This is a genomic window from Pseudomonas fontis (assembly GCF_028656955.1).
In the GTDB taxonomy this organism is placed as follows: Bacteria; Pseudomonadota; Gammaproteobacteria; order Pseudomonadales; family Pseudomonadaceae; genus Aquipseudomonas; species Aquipseudomonas fontis.
Map to the genome: position 1 here is coordinate 1 of NZ_JAMDGY010000084.1, position 18,105 is coordinate 18,105.

The following is an 18,105-nucleotide window of genomic DNA, read 5'->3' on the forward strand; positions in this document are numbered from 1 at the left end:
AGCTTCACAAACTTCAGGATCAGACTGTGGGAGCCGGCCTTGCCGGCGATGCTTCTAGACCTTCTGATACAGCTGGCTGCCTTCCTGGCGGAACCGCTCGGCTTGTTCACGCATGCCCTCTTCCACCGATGCATCGACCGGCTGGTTGGCAGCGTACTCACGCACTTCCTGGGTAATCTTCATCGAACAGAACTTCGGCCCGCACATCGAGCAGAAATGCGCGACCTTGGCCGAATCCTTCGGCAAGGTCTCGTCATGGAAGGCCCGCGCCGTGTCCGGGTCCAGGCCCAGGTTGAACTGGTCTTCCCAGCGGAATTCGAAGCGCGCCTTGCTCAATGCATTGTCACGAATCTGCGCACCCGGATGCCCCTTGGCAAGGTCGGCGGCATGGGCGGCGATCTTGTAGGTGATGATCCCGGTCTTCACGTCATCCTTGTTCGGCAAACCCAGGTGCTCCTTGGGCGTCACGTAGCAAAGCATGGCGCAACCGAACCAGCCGATCATCGCCGCACCAATCCCCGAAGTGATGTGGTCATAGCCCGGCGCAATGTCGGTGGTCAGCGGGCCGAGGGTGTAGAACGGCGCCTCGTCGCAGCACTCCAGCTGCTTGTCCATGTTCTCCTTGATCAACTGCATCGGCACGTGGCCCGGGCCTTCGATCATGCACTGCACATCATGCTTCCAGGCGATCTTGGTCAGCTCGCCAAGGGTCTCCAGCTCACCAAACTGCGCAGCATCGTTGGCGTCGGCAATCGAGCCAGGACGCAGGCCGTCGCCCAGCGAGAAGCTGACATCGTAGGCCTTCATGATTTCGCAGATTTCATCGAAGTGGGTGTAGAGGAAGTTCTCCTGGTGATGCGCCAGGCACCACTTGGCCATGATCGAACCACCGCGGCTGACGATGCCGGTGACCCGCTTGGCGGTCAGTGGCACATAGCGCAGCAACACGCCGGCGTGGATGGTGAAGTAGTCGACGCCCTGCTCGGCCTGCTCGATCAGCGTGTCGCGGAACAGCTCCCAGGTCAGGTCTTCCGCCACACCATGGACTTTCTCCAGCGCCTGGTAGATCGGCACGGTGCCAATCGGCACCGGCGAGTTGCGGATGATCCACTCGCGGGTTTCGTGAATGTGCTTGCCGGTGGACAGGTCCATGACCGTGTCCGAACCCCAGCGGATACCCCAGGTCAGCTTGGCCACTTCTTCTTCGATGGAAGAGCCCAGCGCGCTGTTGCCGATGTTGCCGTTGATCTTCACCAGGAAGTTGCGGCCGATGATCATCGGCTCCAGCTCCACGTGGTTGATGTTGGCCGGGATGATCGCGCGACCACGGGCGATTTCTTCGCGCACGAACTCGGCGGTGATCTCTTTGGGAATGCTCGCGCCAAAGCTGTGGCCGGCGTGCTGCTGGTCAAGCAGGCCGGCGGCGCGGGCTTCCTGCAGCTTCATGTTCTCGCGGATGGCAACGTATTCCATCTCGGCGGTGATGATCCCCTGGCGGGCATAGTGCATCTGGCTGACGTTGGCCCCGGCCGTGGCCCGGCGCGGGTTGCGCACATGGGCAAAGCGCAGCTTGGTCAGCTCGACATCGTTCATGCGCTGCTGGCCGAAGTTGGAGGTCAGGCCCGGCAGGCGCTCGGTGTCGCCACGCGCATCGATCCACGCCGAACGCACATCGCCCAGGCCTGTGCGCACGTCGATCTGCACGGTCGGGTCGGTGTAGGGGCCGGAGGTGTCATAGACCAGCACCGGGGCGTTCACTTCGCCGCCGAAGTCGGTCGGGGTGTCGTCCAGGCTGATTTCGCGCATTGGCACGCGGATGTCCGGGCGCGAGCCCTCGACATAGATTTTGCGCGAACGGGTAAACGGCTGAACGGACTGTTCATCGACCTTGGCCGATTCACTCAGGTGTGCGGGGTATTTTTGTTGTTTGCTCATCACAGGCTCTCCAGACGGTTTGGGTGTCGGAGTGAACCTGATAAAGGCACGGACGCACCGGGGCTGGTGCTGTGCTGGAAAACGGTATGACGGGCAGCCCTACTGGCTGGATCGACATTCCGAAACCGGCACAAGAGGGCTCGCGCAATGACGAGCAATCTTGTTCCCTACGCAGGCGCTAACCTGATCAGGTTCAACGGGATCCGGAATTTCCGATCTCAGCCTCGACTCAAGGCACCCCGACAAGAACGCGACCAGTCTAGACTGCTGTGCCCCCAAACAGCAACCGTGCAAACACAAGCACGATAAATGGCGCAAATAGCAGATTGTTGCAAAATGCTGGCGCTACTACACTGCCGTACGCGGAATCTCCCATTGTTCAAGGATCGCCCTATGCTGCGCAAACTTTCACTGGCCCTTGCCGTGTCTTGTGCTACCAACGGAATGGCCTGGGCGGCTGAACAGCCCTTGTCAGCAAAAACCGACCTGGTCAGCGTCTACCAGGAAGCCGTGACCAACAACGCCGACCTTGCTGCCGCCCAGGCCGACTACGGCGCACGTCGCGAAGTGGTGCCACAGGCCCGTGCCGGCCTGCTGCCAAACCTTTCGGCCGGCGCTGAAATGCAGAACACCCGGACCAAGCTCGACGACCCGTCGATCACCTCCAACCGCAGCGGCAACTCCTGGACCGCGACCCTGGCGCAGCCGATCTTCCGTGCCGATCGCTGGTTCCAGTTGCAGGCAGCCGAAGCGGTCAACGAACAAGCGGCCCTGGAGCTGTCGGCGACCGAGCAGAACCTGATCCTGCAAAGTGCCGAGAACTATTTCGCAGTGCTGCGTGCCCAGGACAACCTGGCCTCGACCAAGGCCGAGGAAGCCGCGTTCAAGCGCCAGCTCGACCAGTCCAACGAGCGTTTCGACGTGGGCCTGTCGGACAAGACCGACGTCCTCCAATCGCAAGCCAGTTATGACACCGCGCGGGCCAACCGTATCGTCGCCCAGCGTCAGGTCGAAGATGCCTTCGAAGCACTGGTGACCCTGACCAACCGCACCTACAACGCCTTGCAGGGTGTGGTGCACAGCCTGCCGATCCAGCTGCCGATTCCCAACGATGCCAAGGCCTGGGTCGATACCGCTGCCAAGCAGAACCTCAACCTGCAAGCGACCAACTACGCGGTCAGTGCGGCAGAAGAGACCCTGCGCCAGCGCAAAGCCGGGCACGCGCCGACACTCGACGCCGTGGCCAAGTACCAGAAGGGCGACAACGACAACCTGGGCTTCACCAACTCGAACCTGCCTGGGCAGAACTACCACGGTGATGTCGAGCAGACCAGCATCGGCCTGCAGTTGAACATCCCGATCTACAGCGGCGGGCTGACCAGCTCGCAAGTGCGCGAGGCATATCAGCGCTTGAACCAGAGCGAGCAGCAGCGCGAAAGCCTGCGTCGCCAGGTGGTGGAGAACACCCGCAACCTGCACCGCGCGGTGAACACCGACGTGGAGCAGGTGCAGGCGCGCAAGCAGTCGATCATTTCCAACCAGAGTGCGTTGGAAGCGACGGAAATCGGTTATCAGGTGGGTACGCGCAACATTGTCGACGTACTGGATGCTCAGCGTCAGCTGTACACCTCGGTGCGCGACTACAACAACACCCGCTATGACTACATCCTCGACAACCTGCGCCTGAAGCAGGCGGCCGGCACCTTGAGCCCGCAAGACCTCAACGACCTGAGCCGCTACCTCAAGCCGGACTACAACCCGGACAAGGACTTCCTGCCACCGGACCTGGCCAAGGCGGCAGCGGCCAACTTCGAGCGGCCTCGGGAGCAGTAGTCGGTAGCCTGGAAGGGCCTCATCGCCGGCAAGGCCGGCTCCCACAGTGGATGCTTTGCTGCCTACCTTGTGGAAGCCGGCCTTGCCGGCGATGAGGCCAGAAAGGTCAAAGCAACCTGCCCAACCCGTCGAGCAAGCGCTGCAACGCCCCCTGATTGGCCTTCATCACCGCCACGCCCGCCGCGCCCATGCGCTCGGCATCCTTGGGCAGTTCGATCAAGCGCCGTACGGCAGCGGCCAGGCCCTGCGCATCCTCCACCTCCTGCAACGCCCCCGCCTCGCGCAACATCGCCGCGATCTCCAGGAAGTTGAACAGGTGCGGCCCACTCAGCACCGGCTTGGCCAGCGCTGCCGGCTCCAGCAGGTTGTGCCCACCATTGGCCACCAGGCTGCCGCCGACAAAAGCGATATCCGCCAACGCATAGAGAAACAGCAGCTCCCCCATGGTATCGCCCAACAGCACCTGGGTCTGGGCAGTCACCGCATCGGCGGTGGAACGACGCACCGTGGAAAACTGCTGGCGGCACAGCTCATGGACCGCATTGAAACGCTCCGGATGGCGCGGCACCAGCATCAGCAAGGCATCCGCGTGATGCTCGAGCAACTGCCGATGCGCCGCCAGGATCACCTCGTCCTCACCCTCATGGGTACTGGCTGCGATCCACACCGGGCGCTGCTGCGCCTGCCACTGCCCACGCAATGCCTCAGCGTGAATCGGCAACTGCGCATCGATGGTCAGGTCAAACTTGATCGAGCCGGTCACCTGCACGCATTCAGGCCGCGCGCCCAACTGGCGGAAGCGTTCGGCCTCGGTCTCGGTCTGCGCCGCGATCAGGCTCATTTCAGCCAGCATTGGCCGGGTCAGCTTGGCGAACTTCGCGTAGCCACGCGCCGAGCGCTCAGACAACCGCGCATTGGCCAACGCCACCGGAATGCCGCGCTTGGCGCACTGGTGAATATGGTTCGGCCACAGCTCGGTTTCCATGATCACCGCGAGCGTAGGCCGCGCATTGTCGAGGAAACGCCCCGCCGCCCACGGCAGGTCATAGGGCAGGTAGCAATGCTGGATGCGCGGCTCGTCGGCAAACAGTGCCTTGATCCGCTCCGAGCCGGTCGGGGTCATGCAGGTGATGGTGATCGGCAGCTGTGGATAACGTGCCAGCAGGGCGCGAATCATCGGCGCGGCGGCAATGCTTTCGCCCACCGACACCGCATGCACCCAGATCCCGCCCGGTTTCAGGGGCGCCAGGCCAAACGCAAAGCGCTCGCCAATGCGCTGGCCATAAGCCGGCGCCTTGCGCGAACGCAGGAACAGGCGCAGCGCAACCAGCGGCAGGCCCAGGTGAAACAGCAGGGTATAAAGGGTTCTGTTCATGGCGCCGAAGTGTACTAGCCAATCGCTCGCAAGTGCACTGAGAAGCGCTCGGCCAAACACTGCGCCGCCGGTCCCAGCGGCTCATCGCGGCGCCAGGCCAGCTCCACCACCAGCGCCGGTGGCGCCCACTCACTGGCCAGCTCGATCATCTGCGCCTGGTAGGTCGGGTACTGCACCACATGGCGTGGCAGCCAGGCCCAGCCGAGGCCGCGCATCAGCAACTCGGCAATCGAGTAGAAGCTGTCGGCGCGCCAGATCTGCGGGCTGATCGGTTCACCGCCGGGATAGTCGGTGTCGCGTGGCGTGATCAACAGCTGGCGATGCTGCGCCAGTTGCTGACGGCTGACCTTCTTCAACCCGGCCAGAGGGTGATGCGCCGCGCACACCGTGACCATTTCCACGCTGCCCAGGGCCCGTCGCTCCAGCGCTGCCGGCATGCGCTCATGGTGGAACAGCAGGCCCAGGTCGGCCTTGCGCTCAACCAGCTTGCGCGCTACATCACCCTGGGCGCCGCTGGCCATCTGCACTTCAAGCAAGGGAAACTGGCGCGACAACTCTTCAAGGCTGTCGAGCACCGGCTGATAGGGCATCGCCTCATCCTGCGCTACCCGCAACTGCGCCTCCTGCCCGCGCATCAATGCCAGCGCGCGGCCATCCAGGCGCTCACACTGGCGCAACAGTTCGCGAGCATCTTCCAAGAGTGCCTTGCCCGCTTCGGTCAACTGCGGCTGGCGCCCGCTGCTACGCTCGAACAGGGTCAGGCCCAGATCCGCCTCCAGCATCGCAATACTGCTGCTGACCGCCGATTGAGCCTTGCGCTGGGCGCGCGCCACCGCCGAGAACGAGCGCTGCTCGGCCACTAGTACAAACAATCGCAGGTGTTCGAGGTTCCACTGCTCGGCCATGCAACCTATCTCCAATTCAGATAGGAAATGACTTTACCGCATTCAGACAATCTCTAAAATGCCCGACCAGATCAATCGGAGATACCCACCATGAATGCCTACGCCCTCCTCGCCATCGCCATTTGCGCCGAGGTTATCGCCACCGCCTCGATGAAAGCCGTCAAAGGCTTCAGCACGCCGCTGCCGCTGCTGCTGATGGTCTGCGGCTACGCGATTGCATTCTGGATGCTGACGCTGGTGGTGCGGACCATCCCGGTGGGTATCGCCTACGCCATCTGGTCGGGCCTGGGCATCGTGCTGATCAGCATTGCCGCGCTGATCGTCTACGGGCAGAAGCTCGACCTGCCGGCAATCCTCGGCATGACGATGATCGTCGGCGGCGTGGTGGTGATCCAGGTGTTCTCGAAAACCACCGGACATTGATGCCCGGCACGGTGCAACCCGTTACAGGCTGTATACTGCGCTCCTGTCCCAGTTTGTGAGGTGAGTGCATGCCATCCGTTATTTCCACCGACGTCCTGATCGTCGGCGCAGGGGTCGCAGGCCTCTGGCTCAATGCCCGCCTGCGCCGCCTGGGCTACTCGACAGTGCTGGTGGAACGCGCCAGCCTCGGTGGCGAGCAAACCCTCAAGTCCCAGGGCATCATCCACGGCGGCGCCAAGTACGCCTTGCATGGCGCACTGACCGGCGCCTCCGAAGCGATTGCCGACATGCCGCGACGCTGGCGCGAAGCCCTCGATGGCAATGGCGAGCTGGATCTGACCGGCGTCCGCCTGCTGTCCGAGGCGCACTACCTGTGGTCACCCGGCACCCTGGCCGGCAACCTCACCAGTTTCTTCGCCAGCAAGGCCGTGCGCGGGCGCGTCGACCAGGTCAAGGGCGACCAGTTGCCACCGGCTTTGCAGGACCGCGCCTTCAAGGGCAAGGTCTACCGCCTGGCCGAACTGGTCATCGATGTGCCGAGCCTGTTGGCGCGCCTGGCGGAACTCGCCGGTGACAGCCTGCTGGCCGGCGAGCAGGTCGAACCCCTGCGTGACGGTGAAGCGCTGGTCGGCCTGCGCGTCGATGGCCGCGAGATTCGCGCCCAGCGCGTCATTCTCAGTGCCGGCGCCGGCAATGCCGAGTTGCTGCACACCCTTGGCTTGAGCCAGCCGGCCATGCAGCGGCGCCCGCTGCACATGGTCATGGCCAAGGGGCCAAGCCTGAAACCGCTGTACGCCCATTGCCTGGGCGGCGGGCCGAAGCCGCGCATCACCGTCACCAGCCACCCGGCCGCCAATGGCCAATGGGTCTGGTACCTCGGTGGCGACCTGGCCGAAGCCGAAGGCGTAGCCCGCGAGCCCGAGGCGCAAATCGCCGCGGCGAAAAAGGAAGTCTCGAACCTGCTGCCATGGGTCGACCTCAGCCAGGTCAACTGGGCCACGGTGCGCATCGATCGCGCCGAGCCGGCGCAATCGGGCCTGGTGCGCCCGGACAACGCCTTCCTCGCCGAAGATCATCGCCTGCTGGTCGGTTGGCCGACCAAACTGGCCCTGGCGCCGGACTTCAGTGATCGCGTATTGAAAGCCCTGGAACGTGACGGCATCCAGCCAGGCAACGTGCCGGCCCTGCCCACACTGCCCCGCCCGCCACTGGCCCAACCGGTGTGGGAGCAACTGCTGCCATGAGCCTGCCAACCCTGCACGATCTGCATCGCCCCCTGGGCAGCACCGGCCTGACGGTTTCGCCGCTAGGCCTGGGCACGGTGAAACTGGGCCGCGACCAAGGGGTTAAATACCCTAACGGCTTCACCATTCCCGACGACCAGCAGGCCTTGCAACTGCTGGCCCAGGCCCGCGAGCTGGGCATCAACCTGATCGATACTGCGCCTGCCTATGGCCGCAGCGAAGAGCGCCTCGGCCCGCTGTTGCGTGGCCAGCGCCACGAGTGGGTGATCGTCAGCAAGGTGGGTGAAGAGTTCGACAACGGCCAATCGCGTTTCGATTTCAGCGCTGCGCATACCCGCCTTTCGGTGGAACGCAGCCTCAAGCGCCTGGAAACCGACTGCATCGAGTTGGTGCTGGTGCACTCCGACGGCAACGACCTGCATATCCTGGAACACGAGGACGTCTACGCGACCCTCGAGCGCCTGAAGCAGGAAGGCAAGATTCGCGGCTTCGGCTTCTCCGGCAAGACCGCCGCCGGCGGCGTGAAGGCGCTGGAGCAAGGCGACTGCGCCATGGTCACCTACAATCTCAATGAACAGGGCGAACGCCCGGTGCTTGACTACGCCGCCGACCACGGCAAGGCGATCCTGGTGAAGAAAGCCCTGGCCAGCGGGCATGTGTGCCTGAGCCCGGGCGTCGACCCGGTGCGGGCCAGCTTCGAGCTGCTGTTTGCCCATCCCGGCGTGAGCAGTGCTATTGTCGGTACCATCAATCCAGTGCACCTGGCCCACAACGTGGCCACTGTCGCGCAGGTACTCAAACAGCGCTGAGCCGCCGCCGCGGCCGACCCCAACGCAAGAAGGAGCCGACATGGCGCGAACGCTGATCCGCAAGAACCCGAGCAACTTCAAGACCCTGCCGCTGCACGTGGAGGCCGGCCCGGACGGGCTGAGCTACCAGAGCATCGGCCGGCCGCTGAACTTTGCCCAGACCTTGCAGCGGCGCAAGGCGATCCAGATCGCCGACAGCGAACGGTTTGCCGTGGAGCTGGCCAACCTGGGCGTGTCGGTGCGACTGACCCTGACCTGGCAGAACCGTGACTACTGGGTGCTGGTCCGCCAACGCCGGCAGGATCGCGGTGACGTGGTGCTCAAGCTGATCTCCGGGTATGTGCCGGCGCAGGAGCTGAATCTGCCGCTGCACACGGCGGTGCAGGAAGTGGCCGAGGAGTGCCTGCTGGAAACGCCGGAAGGGTGGCTCGGCGGGCGCTTCAATGACACCTGGTTGCCAGCCCCTTATGCCGATGCCCTGCACTACCGCGAAGCCTTGCCGTTCGTGCTCACCCCGGAGTCCGGGGCGGCGCGGCCGGTGCGCTGTGCCAACCTGCAGTTGATCGAACGGCCCAGGGCCTATGTGCACCTGCCGACCGCCTCGTTGCAGTTGATCTATGACCTGCGCTTGCAGGTGCCACGGGAAGCCAAGTCGCTGAGCCTGTTCCATGTCGATGAGCGCCTGGAAGGCGATCAACTGGTGGCGCGGCTCAATCGCAGCCGGCCGGACTTGTACCTGATGCCACTGGAAGACGGGCAGCCGCAGGCCGAGCTGTACACCTTGAAGAAGGACCGCTTGATTCCGGCGAGTACGCGTGGGGTATACCTGGCAGAGAGTTTTGCCCGGCAGGAAGGCTGGTTGGTGCGCGATGAGCGGATTCGCTGGAAGGACTGGCTGAGGCAGCAGGGCCTGGTCACGGCCAAGGAGTCCGGGCTGAAACGGCTGACGGGCAAGGCGCGAGAACTGTTGCAGATGGCCCGGGGAAGCTTGCACAAATAGCGTAAACAGCATCGCCGGCAAGGCCGGCTCCCACAGGGAATTGCAGTGCACCTGCTATCTCTGTGGGAGCCGGCCTTGCCGGCGATGTTTTGCCAGGCAGCTCAGTTCTTGCGGATCTTCTCCACAATCGCCGTGGTCGAGCTGTTCTCGACCAGCCCCAGCACCTTCACGGTGCCGCCATAGGCATTGACGATATCGGCACCCACTACCTGCTCGATGCCGTAGTCACCACCCTTGACCAGTACATCCGGCTTGACCTGGCTCAGCAGGTTCTCCGGCGTGCCTTCAGGGAAGCTGATAACCCAGTCCACCGCGCCCAGGCCCGCCAACACGGCCATGCGTCGATCAACACTGTTGATCGGACGGCCCGGGCCCTTCAGGCGGCTGACCGAAGCATCATCGTTGACCGCAACGATCAACCGATCGCCCTGGGCCCGCGCCTGCTCCAGATAAGTCACATGGCCGGCATGCAGGATGTCGAAGCAGCCGTTGGTGAAGACGATCTTCTCCTTGTGCGCCCGCGCATCATCGATGGCCAGCAACAGCTGGTCGAGGCTCAGCACGCCACGCTCGGAACCCTCTTCGCGCTGAATCGCCCGACGCAGTTCCGGCGCACTGATCGCCGCCGTACCCAACTTGCCCACCACGATACCGGCAGCCAGGTTCGCCAGGCCCACCGCATGCGGCAGCTCCTCGCCGGCCGCAATCGACGCGGCCAAGGTGGAGATCACCGTGTCACCGGCACCGGTGACGTCGAACACTTCACGGGCACGGGCCGGCAGGTGCAGCGCCGGATGGTCCGGGCGCAGCAGGGTCATGCCATGCTCGCCACGGGTTACCAGCAAGGCCCCCAGCTCCAGCTCGTGCATCAGCTTGGCGCCCTTGGCGACCAGTTCGGCCTCGTCGGCGCAACGGCCAACAATGGTTTCGAACTCGCTGAGGTTCGGGGTGATCAGGCTCGCACCCCGGTAGATCGAGAAATCCTTGCCCTTGGGGTCGGCCAGCACCGGAATGCCTTTGGCCCGCGCCGCCTGGATCAGGCTCTGGTGGTTCTTCAGTGCGCCCTTGCCGTAGTCGGACAGGACCAGCACCTTGACGCCATCGAGCAAGGTGTCGACTTCGGCACTGAGCGACAGCGGATCGGTGGCGAAGGGTTCTTCAAAATCGATACGCAGCAGTTGCTGGTGACGGCTCATGACCCGCAGCTTGACGATGGTCGGCTGGTGGGCAATGCGCTGGAAGATCGAGCGCACACCGGCCGCTTGCAGGCTGTTGGCCAAGCTGTCGGCAGCCTCATCCTGGCCGGTGACGCCGACCAGTGCTGCCGGCGCACCCAGCGCGGCGATGTTCAAGGCAACGTTGGCCGCACCACCCGGGCGATCCTCGATCTGCTCGACCTTCACCACTGGCACCGGCGCTTCAGGCGAGATGCGTGAAGTACCGCCATGCCAGTAGCGGTCGAGCATGACATCGCCGACCACCAGTACCGGGGCTTGATCGAAACGCGGCATGGATAACTTCATGGGCAACCCATATAGACAAAATGAACAGGGGCGGGATATTAGCACAGGCTACGCGCCAGCCAGATTACAGCCGGTAACGTGCTGTGACGGCCAGGGCGCAGGACGCGCCCTGGCAGGGTCTTCAGGTGATGTCAGCCTTGCTCGGCTCATCCAGACCCAGTGCATGCAGTCGGGCGTAGTAGCCGTTTTCAGCGAGCAGTTGCTTGTGCGTACCGCGCTCGACGATCCGGCCCTGGTCCATGACCAGGATCAGGTCGGCTTTCTCGATGGTCGACAGGCGGTGCGCGATCACCAGGGTCGTACGGCCTTTCATGACCTGGTCCAGCGCGGCCTGAATGTGCCGCTCGGACTCGGTATCGAGTGCCGAGGTGGCTTCGTCGAGAATCAGCAGCGGTGCGTTCTTCAGCAGTGCCCGGGCAATCGCCAGGCGCTGGCGCTGGCCACCGGACAACAGCACGCCGTTCTCGCCAACGTCGGTGTCCAGGCCTTGCGGCAACTGCTCGATGAACTCCTTGGCATAGGCATCGGCCGCGGCGGCTTCGATCTGCTCGCGCGGTGCGCCAGCCAGGTCGCCGTAGGCAATGTTGTTGGCCACGGTGTCGTTGAACAGGGTGACATGCTGGGTCACCTGGGCAATGTGCTTGCGCAGGTTCTTCAGGCGGTACTCCTCGACCTCGACACCGTCGAGCAGGATCTCGCCCTGCTCGTGCTGGTAGAAGCGCGGGATCAGCCCGGCCAGCGTCGACTTGCCGCTGCCCGAACGCCCCACCAGGGCGATCATCTGCCCCGGCTCTGCGGTGAAGTTGATCTCGTTGAGCACCGGGCGCTCGGTGCCTGGGTAGGTGAAGCTCAGGTTGCGCACTTCCAGGCGACCTTCGATGCGCTCGCGCTCGACGGTGCCGGTATCGACCTCAGGGGCAACGTCCAGTTGTTCGAAGATGCTTTCAGCACCGGCCACACCCTTCTGGATGGTCGAACTGACTTCCGAGAGCTGGCGAATCGGCTTGGGCAGCAGGCCGGCGGCGGTGATATAGGCCACCAGGTCGCCCGCCGTGGCATCGCCACGCAGGAACAGCACCAGGAACATCAGCACCGCCATGGCGGTGTAGATCACCAGTTGCAACATCGGCGTATACACCGCGCCGGTCTTGGTCATGCGCAGTTGCTTGTCGGTGTTGCTCTGGCTGGCCTTGGCAAAGCGCTCCTGCTCGTACTGCTCGCCGCCGAAGCTGCGCACCACACGATAGCCCTGGATGGTTTCCGACGCGACGTGGGTCACATCACCCATCGCCACCTGGATCTTCTTGCTCTGCTTGCGGAATTTCTTGCTCGCGCTACCGACCATCACGGCAATCAGCGGCAGGATCGCCAGCATGACCAAGGTCAGTTGCCAGTTCATCCACAGCAGGTAGATGAACAGGAACACCACGGTCAGGCCTTCACGAATCACTACCTTGATCGCGTCGGTGGCAGCACCGGTGACCATGGTCACGTTGAAGGTGATGCGCGAGATCAGGTGGCCGGAGTTGTGGTTGTCGAAGTAGCGGTTGGGCAGCACCAGCAGCTTGTTGAACAGCTCGACCCGCAGGTCGTGCACCAGCCCCAGGGAAACCTTGGCCAGGAAGTAGTTGCCCAGGAACGAGCCCAGGCCCTGCCAGGCCGCGATCAACACGATCAGCAGCGGCACGGCCTGCAACAGTTGCAGGTCCTTGAGGTATGGCACCGTTGGGAACAACACCGCTTCGGGGTTGCTCAGGCCATCGACGAAATACTTGAGAATGCCGGCCAGCATCGGCTGGGTCGAAGCGAAGATGATGAAGCCGACGATACTGAGCAGGAAAATCCCCACATAGGGCTTCACGTAAGTCAGTAGACGGAGGTAGATCTTCAGGCTCGAAGGCGCGGACGATTCGGGAGCTGTCATGAGAATCCGGCGTATGAAAAAGAGGCGCGATTGTATCACAAGCGGTTTTTGCCACCCTGTGCTGCGGTAAGATAGCCGGCCGTTCAAGCCTCAGGGCCTCTACACCGGAGTTTCGATGCAAGCGCTCGACCATGCCCGCTACCTTGCCCTGCGCGAAGGTGCGCACGTTCTGGAAGCCGACGGCACAGGTGACAAGGTATTACGCCTGCGTGACGGTTCGATGTTGAAGCTGTTCCGGCGCAAGCGCCTGATCACCTCGGCCGCCTGGTATCCCTACGCCCGGCGCTTTGCCGACAACTGCACGACCCTGGCCGAACGCGCCATTCCTTGCCCGCGCGTGCTCCAGGTGTACCGCATCGCCGAGATTGCACGCGATGCCGTGCACTACGAACCGCTGCCAGGCAAGACCCTGCGCCAGTTGCTGGACGATGCAGACAGCAACGACGACCTGCGCCGCCAGCTGGGTGCCTTCATTGCCCAACTGCACGACAAGGGCGTCTACTTCCGCTCGGCCCACCTGGGCAATGTCGTCCTTACCCCTGAAGGCCAGCTGGGGCTGATCGACATCGCCGACATGCGCACCTTCCGCCGCCCGCTGCGCAAGGCGCAACGCCTGCGCAACTTCAAGCACATGCTGCGCTACCAGGAAGACCGTGCCTGGTTGCTCGCCAGCGACGCCTTCGCCTCGGCTTACCTGGCGGCCCAGCAGGTGTGCAGCTCCAGCGAGCTGAGCGCTGCCCTGAGCTGACCTGGCCTGAAACGAATCGACCACCCCGAAGGGTGGTCGATAGTTGCATCAGAAGGTGGTTCGTCGAGACTGCTGAAGCACTCGCCCCAACACCATGGCTGCGGGTAGCAGCACCAGCGGCCAGAGTTCGTCAGGGTTGCCGATCAGCTTGCTGCCGTCGAAGTTGAGCATCACCAGCGCACAGGCCAGGTAGATACCCCACGCGTCACGCAAGCGCCAGGCGTGCCACAGGGTCATGGCCATGACCACGACGAACAGTGCCAGCGATACCGCGCCAGTGTACAGGCCCAGGGCAACGAAGATGTTGTGCGGGTGCTGGATCGGCATACCACCGGTCAAGGTCTGCGTGGTCTTGAAGTCGACACCGCAACCCAGCATCCAACCGCAGTTGCGCCATTCGCCGGTCAGGATCTGGAACAGTTCGATGCGGTAGGCATCCCCTCGGCTGAACAGGGAAAGGAACCAGCTCTCGTCATGCACCAGCCACAACACTACGGCCAGCGTCACCACGAGCAGCAGCAAACCTTGCAGGCCTCGACGAGGGAATCGCCAGATGCCGTATGCGGCCCAGGCTGCAAACAGGAACGCAGCCCCTACCAGCGCAGTGCGTGTTTGCAGCACGAATGCCACGGCAATCAGTGACAGTGCAACGCCAACCAATGCCTCAACCCAGCGACGCTCCTTCACCCAGATTGGCATGGCCAACGCCAGTGCGCAAAACAGCCAGATGCTCGCGTAGATAACGTTATCCATCCGCCCAGGCAACAGGCCAACCCGCTCGCCGAAGATGAACCTGCCCGTCAGGTAGCCATACGTTGAACTGGCGAGGATGTACACACACACAATCCAGAACAACCCACGCACAAGCTCTGGTTTGCGGAACAAGTCAGGGTCGAGAAGGCCGGCAACGACAAAGACGAACAGGCTGACATAAAGAATGTGCTTGTAGAACTGGCCATCCCCAGCAAGCGCAGCGGGCACCAGGAACCAAATCAGAAATGCCAGCCAGGCCCAGCTCAGCGGGTGCTGCAACAAGCCGGCACCACGTTCCTTGATCAGGAACAGCAGCCCTGGCAGCGCGACAAACGCGTAGAAAATATTGTTCGTCCATTTCGACGAATTCAGCAGGATGTAGCTGAGCAGAAATACAATTGTCACTGCGCCGAAATAGCGCCGACTGGCCCTGTTTTCCACGTTCACTCCACTAAACAGCATTCAAAAGCCAACCTATCGTCAGTCCAATAACAAACACCCCAATGAGCTTGAGGCGATCCCTGCGTTTACGGCGAAGCTTGTTGAGTCGCTCTTCAGGCAACTCGACATGCCCACCAAACCCTGTGTGCAGCACCGCGTCGTTTTCCAGGATCAACGCGTAACGGTTCTCTGCGGCATACAAGCGTGAAAGGCTCTTTTCCCCTGGGTGGGCAGCATAGGGGGCATGCTGCTGGTAATCCGCCAGGCGACGCAGCCCGGGGTTGAACGAGAACCCCTGCCAGTCAGCCTTGTGCGACCCCAACTGGTAGAACGGGATGCCCTGTACAACCTGTCGCTCATTGAGGAACACGTACGGGCTGTGCACCTGCAGATCGTGGTTGAAGCTGCGCAGCCACACCTGCAAGGCTTGTGGATCAGCCTCAAGCAGGGCCTGCGAGTCCTCGATGAAGCCGGGACGGTAGAAGTCCCAGTCGTCTTCACAATGGAATACCCAGGTGGTCTTGATCTGCGCATAGGCCACATCGATCGAGCGCATCTGGCCCAGCTTCGGGTTGTTGACGATGCAGGTGGTGTGCTCGCGCCAATGCGCCGGAACACAGTCACGCACAGCCTCGTCACCGGAATCCTCGGTGATGAACACTTCGCGAATCGGCGCAGTGTTGAACCGGTCGAAGCTTTCCAGCGTACGCTTCAACAGGTCGAACCGGCCGCAGCTGGTCACCATCAGCGTGATTTCACTGCTGTCGCTGAAGACCATACTTGTTCCTCAATATTGATAGATGACGTGGCGTTAAAAGCCGACGGTGCTACGCAGTTTTTCCCACCCACTCAGCTCGGCACGCGGGCGCAGCGGCGCGCGCATGGCCTCGACGATGGCCTTGCCCAGCGCGTGGAAGGTGAAATGCTGCTCGGCCAACTGTTGGCCGTTACGCGAAATCAGGTCGCACAACGCGGGGTCTGCACGCAGTTGCTGCAGCTTGGTGCGCAATTCGTCCAGGTCGCGGTAAAGCACGATGTTATCCAGGTCTACAAAGCCCAGCGCGCGGTTTTCCTCTTCGCCCTGGTCGAAGGCGAACAACACGCAGCCGCAGGCCATGGCCTCGAAATTCTTGATCATGTATTCGCCCATGCCCACATCGGCACTGACGAAGTAACGAATGCGGCTCAGGGTCTGGCTGTACTCTTCGCCCGACTTGGTGCGAGTGATAAGCAGGTCTTCCACTGCCGCCAGCGACTCGAGCATCGCCTTGCGCCCGGAATAGGCAACGCTGCCCAGGCTGCCGACAAAGGCCAACTCGATATCACGCTCGCGCTGCTCGTGCTTGAGCAGCGCCTGGTCATAGCCCTTGGGCACGAACACCGCATCGAACCCTTCATCGCGCAGCCGCCGGGTCACCACCGCGCCCGAGGTAATCACCCGGGCCCATGGCAGCTTGCGGTAGTACGCGCTGAACTTGCCGGTGTACTTGCACGGAATGTAGTTCTGGTAGGCATCGTGTTCGAGGATGACCAGGTTCGGCAGGGTGCTGATAAAACTGACCTGACGAATTTCTTTCTTGAAGCGCAGGAAGAACAGAATCCGGTCGTATTCCTCAACCTTCACATGCTGGCGGAAGTAACCGCGCAGGTTGTCCTGCTCAGCGTCGCTGAGCCAACGAATATCGCACTCGCACTCGGCGGCGATGCCATCGTACAGACGGTCCAGAATTGCACGTTGCTCTTTCTGAACCAGGAAAAGGACTTTCACTCTTGCTCTCTCTTGTCAGCCTTCGCGCCAACCCAGAACAGCTCGTGCCGGCGCACGGCCTTGCGGAAGAATTCGTTTTCACCAAATGCCGGCCAGTGCCTGGCCGCCAGATAGTGCTGCAATAGCCGCCGCAAACGCCGCTTCAACGGTGGGCGGGGCTGAAGGTCGTGCATCATGCCCAAAGACATGGCCTTGTGCCACTGAGTTTGCGAGGAAACCTCAAGCACCCAAGGGCGCATACTGCGCTGAACATCGAAATGCGGTGGCAACGCCACGCCGCTGCCCGCATTGCCCATGGGCCAGCGATCGTTGTCATGCAGGTGGTTGGCGTAGTGCAGTACGGCGCCAGGCTGCCAGTGCGTATGAGTGAGGGCTTCAACCACGGCATCACGGGCACAGATGTGATCGGGATGCGGGTCGAGTACCGGCTCGGGCAGCACGATGGTCGCCGGGCGGACCTGCTCGATCAGTTCGCACAAGTCCTGCACCAGGTTGCGCCACGACGGCGTCCCGTTGGCATCGCTGCTCACGGCCAGGCTGTTGAAACGGCGAAACAGGCGGGTATCCAGCAGGTCGGCTTCGCGCGAGCCAATGGCTTTCTCGGGCTCGGCCTGCATGGCGGGCAATTGCAGGCAGAAATAACCAAGTTGCACGCAGCGCGCCTGCGGCACACCGGCCCAGAGCGGAACGCTGATGCTGTCCCACGCACGCAGCTGGCCCTTGAGGCGCGCAGCCTCGACAGGATCCAGGCCCATCTGTTGATAGTGTGCGGTTTCGATCTCGCCGGCGGTCAGGGTCACGATCCAGCTTTCCTGCGCCTGGGCGTAGGCACCGAAGGCTGCCAGTTCGGCATCGTCGGCATGCGGCGCAATGACCATCAGCGGGCCGTCCAGATAGTCCGGGTGGCGACACACCAGCAGTTCGACATCGCGGTCCAGACGGCAGTACTTGCCGCTCAAGGTCAGGCGACCTTCGTTCAATGCCGCCTGCTGTCCAGTGAGGTTCAGGTAACGAACACCTGCAACACCGCGTTCGAACGCCTGCTGATCGCTGACATCACCCTGGATATGCACGGCCGGATCGAGAAAGCGCCCCAGCCAGCTGGCGTTCAGGCGAACCTTGAGCAACAGCGTGTCGCCAGCCTGCAACAGGCAGCCTTCAGGCAGGCGCAAGGCACCCGCATCCAGGCTCAAGGCATGACGCTGGTCTGCATCGATCTGGTAGTCGTAGTCGCTGGCCGGGGCGTAGAACAGATGGTCAGAGAACCACGCTTCATGCCCCACCCACAGCAGCACACCCAGCAACAGCGGCAGCCACCAGGCCAGCCAGGCACTGGCCAACAGGACGAACAGCGCTACCAGCAGAACCAGGCGCTTGCGTTTACGGTGCTGTTTGAGCAGCAGCTGCTTGCGTGCATTCATGGG

The 18,105-nt window shown here is 62.7% G+C and carries 15 protein-coding genes and 1 riboswitch; of the genes, 6 read left to right on the top strand and 9 right to left on the bottom strand.

Annotation, left to right across the window (positions count from 1 at the left end):
- Positions 1 to 54: 54 nt before the first annotated feature.
- Positions 55 to 1,935, bottom strand: a complete 1,881-nt coding sequence (thiC, locus tag M5G11_RS22320) for a phosphomethylpyrimidine synthase ThiC (protein ID WP_273913688.1) — start codon at positions 1,933 to 1,935, stop codon at positions 55 to 57.
- Between the two features lie 147 nt (positions 1,936 to 2,082).
- A riboswitch (TPP riboswitch) is annotated at positions 2,083 to 2,187 on the bottom strand.
- Positions 2,188 to 2,328: 141 nt separating this feature from the next.
- Between thiC and M5G11_RS22325 the strand changes: the two genes are divergently transcribed.
- Positions 2,329 to 3,768 (top strand): TolC family outer membrane protein, encoded by a 1,440-nt coding sequence (locus M5G11_RS22325; protein WP_273913689.1) that lies wholly within the window; start codon positions 2,329 to 2,331, stop codon positions 3,766 to 3,768.
- Positions 3,769 to 3,874: 106 nt separating this feature from the next.
- Here the strand turns inward: M5G11_RS22325 and waaA are convergent, their stop codons facing one another.
- The gene (gene waaA / locus M5G11_RS22330) at positions 3,875 to 5,143 is read right to left on the bottom strand and encodes a lipid IV(A) 3-deoxy-D-manno-octulosonic acid transferase (protein ID WP_273913690.1); all 1,269 of its coding nucleotides are present in this window, start codon (positions 5,141 to 5,143) and stop codon (positions 3,875 to 3,877) included.
- A gap of 14 nt (positions 5,144 to 5,157) precedes the next feature.
- Positions 5,158 to 6,048, bottom strand: coding sequence for a LysR family transcriptional regulator (locus M5G11_RS22335; protein ID WP_273913691.1), 891 nt, complete (start codon positions 6,046 to 6,048; stop codon positions 5,158 to 5,160).
- A gap of 90 nt (positions 6,049 to 6,138) precedes the next feature.
- Between M5G11_RS22335 and M5G11_RS22340 the strand changes: the two genes are divergently transcribed.
- From M5G11_RS22340 to M5G11_RS22355, 4 genes are all read left to right on the top strand, one after another.
- Complete coding sequence (locus M5G11_RS22340; protein ID WP_273913692.1) at positions 6,139 to 6,471, top strand: DMT family transporter; 333 nt, start codon at positions 6,139 to 6,141, stop codon at positions 6,469 to 6,471.
- 68 nt (positions 6,472 to 6,539) lie between these two features.
- Positions 6,540 to 7,715, top strand: a complete 1,176-nt coding sequence (locus M5G11_RS22345) for an NAD(P)/FAD-dependent oxidoreductase (protein WP_273913693.1) — start codon at positions 6,540 to 6,542, stop codon at positions 7,713 to 7,715.
- Positions 7,712 to 8,524 (top strand): aldo/keto reductase, encoded by an 813-nt coding sequence (locus tag M5G11_RS22350; RefSeq protein ID WP_273913694.1) that lies wholly within the window; start codon positions 7,712 to 7,714, stop codon positions 8,522 to 8,524. The genes M5G11_RS22345 and M5G11_RS22350 overlap by 4 nt, the downstream gene beginning before the upstream one ends.
- A gap of 40 nt (positions 8,525 to 8,564) precedes the next feature.
- A complete protein-coding gene (locus tag M5G11_RS22355; protein ID WP_273913695.1) occupies positions 8,565 to 9,524 on the top strand; it encodes a metal ABC transporter ATPase in 960 nt (319 codons plus the stop codon).
- 101 nt (positions 9,525 to 9,625) lie between these two features.
- On the opposite strand, the gene hldE is transcribed toward M5G11_RS22355, so the two are convergent.
- On the bottom strand, positions 9,626 to 11,047 hold the full coding sequence (gene hldE / locus M5G11_RS22360; RefSeq protein ID WP_273913696.1) for a bifunctional D-glycero-beta-D-manno-heptose-7-phosphate kinase/D-glycero-beta-D-manno-heptose 1-phosphate adenylyltransferase HldE: 1,422 nt from the start codon (positions 11,045 to 11,047) through the stop codon (positions 9,626 to 9,628).
- A 121-nt stretch (positions 11,048 to 11,168) separates the two neighbouring features.
- A complete protein-coding gene (gene msbA / locus M5G11_RS22365) occupies positions 11,169 to 12,971 on the bottom strand; it encodes a lipid A export permease/ATP-binding protein MsbA (RefSeq protein ID WP_273913697.1) in 1,803 nt (600 codons plus the stop codon).
- A gap of 115 nt (positions 12,972 to 13,086) precedes the next feature.
- Here msbA and M5G11_RS22370 point away from each other — a divergent pair, with 115 nt between their 5' ends.
- Positions 13,087 to 13,719, top strand: coding sequence for a phosphotransferase (locus tag M5G11_RS22370; RefSeq protein WP_273913698.1), 633 nt, complete (start codon positions 13,087 to 13,089; stop codon positions 13,717 to 13,719).
- Positions 13,720 to 13,767: 48 nt separating this feature from the next.
- On the opposite strand, the gene M5G11_RS22375 is transcribed toward M5G11_RS22370, so the two are convergent.
- From M5G11_RS22375 to M5G11_RS22390, 4 genes are read right to left on the bottom strand one after another with little or no spacing between them, the layout of a single operon-like run.
- A complete protein-coding gene (locus tag M5G11_RS22375) occupies positions 13,768 to 14,934 on the bottom strand; it encodes an O-antigen ligase domain-containing protein (protein WP_273913699.1) in 1,167 nt (388 codons plus the stop codon).
- Entirely contained in the window at positions 14,924 to 15,691 is a 768-nt protein-coding gene (locus M5G11_RS22380) for a glycosyltransferase family 2 protein (protein WP_273913700.1), read from the bottom strand. Before M5G11_RS22380 ends, M5G11_RS22375 begins: the two co-directional genes overlap by 11 nt.
- A 33-nt stretch (positions 15,692 to 15,724) precedes the next feature.
- Positions 15,725 to 16,681 carry a glycosyltransferase family protein gene (locus M5G11_RS22385; protein WP_273913701.1) on the bottom strand — a complete coding sequence of 319 codons (957 nt, stop codon included), beginning with the start codon at positions 16,679 to 16,681 and terminating at the stop codon, positions 15,725 to 15,727.
- Positions 16,678 to 18,102, bottom strand: coding sequence for a PIG-L deacetylase family protein (locus tag M5G11_RS22390; protein WP_273913702.1), 1,425 nt, complete (start codon positions 18,100 to 18,102; stop codon positions 16,678 to 16,680). The genes M5G11_RS22385 and M5G11_RS22390 overlap by 4 nt, the downstream gene beginning before the upstream one ends.
- Positions 18,103 to 18,105: the final 3 nt, after the last annotated feature.

Coding starts and splice junctions, on each gene's coding strand:
- msbA (WP_273913697.1), bottom strand. CDS start 12,971: ATGACAGCTCCCGAATCGTCCGCGCCTTCGAGCCTGAAGATCTACCTC.
- M5G11_RS22325 (WP_273913689.1), top strand. CDS start 2,329: ATGCTGCGCAAACTTTCACTGGCCCTTGCCGTGTCTTGTGCTACCAAC.
- M5G11_RS22380 (WP_273913700.1), bottom strand. CDS start 15,691: ATGGTCTTCAGCGACAGCAGTGAAATCACGCTGATGGTGACCAGCTGC.
- M5G11_RS22340 (WP_273913692.1), top strand. CDS start 6,139: ATGAATGCCTACGCCCTCCTCGCCATCGCCATTTGCGCCGAGGTTATC.
- M5G11_RS22350 (WP_273913694.1), top strand. CDS start 7,712: ATGAGCCTGCCAACCCTGCACGATCTGCATCGCCCCCTGGGCAGCACC.
- waaA (WP_273913690.1), bottom strand. CDS start 5,143: ATGAACAGAACCCTTTATACCCTGCTGTTTCACCTGGGCCTGCCGCTG.
- hldE (WP_273913696.1), bottom strand. CDS start 11,047: ATGAAGTTATCCATGCCGCGTTTCGATCAAGCCCCGGTACTGGTGGTC.
- M5G11_RS22335 (WP_273913691.1), bottom strand. CDS start 6,048: ATGGCCGAGCAGTGGAACCTCGAACACCTGCGATTGTTTGTACTAGTG.
- M5G11_RS22370 (WP_273913698.1), top strand. CDS start 13,087: ATGCAAGCGCTCGACCATGCCCGCTACCTTGCCCTGCGCGAAGGTGCG.
- M5G11_RS22375 (WP_273913699.1), bottom strand. CDS start 14,934: ATGCTGTTTAGTGGAGTGAACGTGGAAAACAGGGCCAGTCGGCGCTAT.
- thiC (WP_273913688.1), bottom strand. CDS start 1,935: ATGAGCAAACAACAAAAATACCCCGCACACCTGAGTGAATCGGCCAAG.
- M5G11_RS22345 (WP_273913693.1), top strand. CDS start 6,540: ATGCCATCCGTTATTTCCACCGACGTCCTGATCGTCGGCGCAGGGGTC.
- M5G11_RS22355 (WP_273913695.1), top strand. CDS start 8,565: ATGGCGCGAACGCTGATCCGCAAGAACCCGAGCAACTTCAAGACCCTG.
- M5G11_RS22390 (WP_273913702.1), bottom strand. CDS start 18,102: ATGAATGCACGCAAGCAGCTGCTGCTCAAACAGCACCGTAAACGCAAG.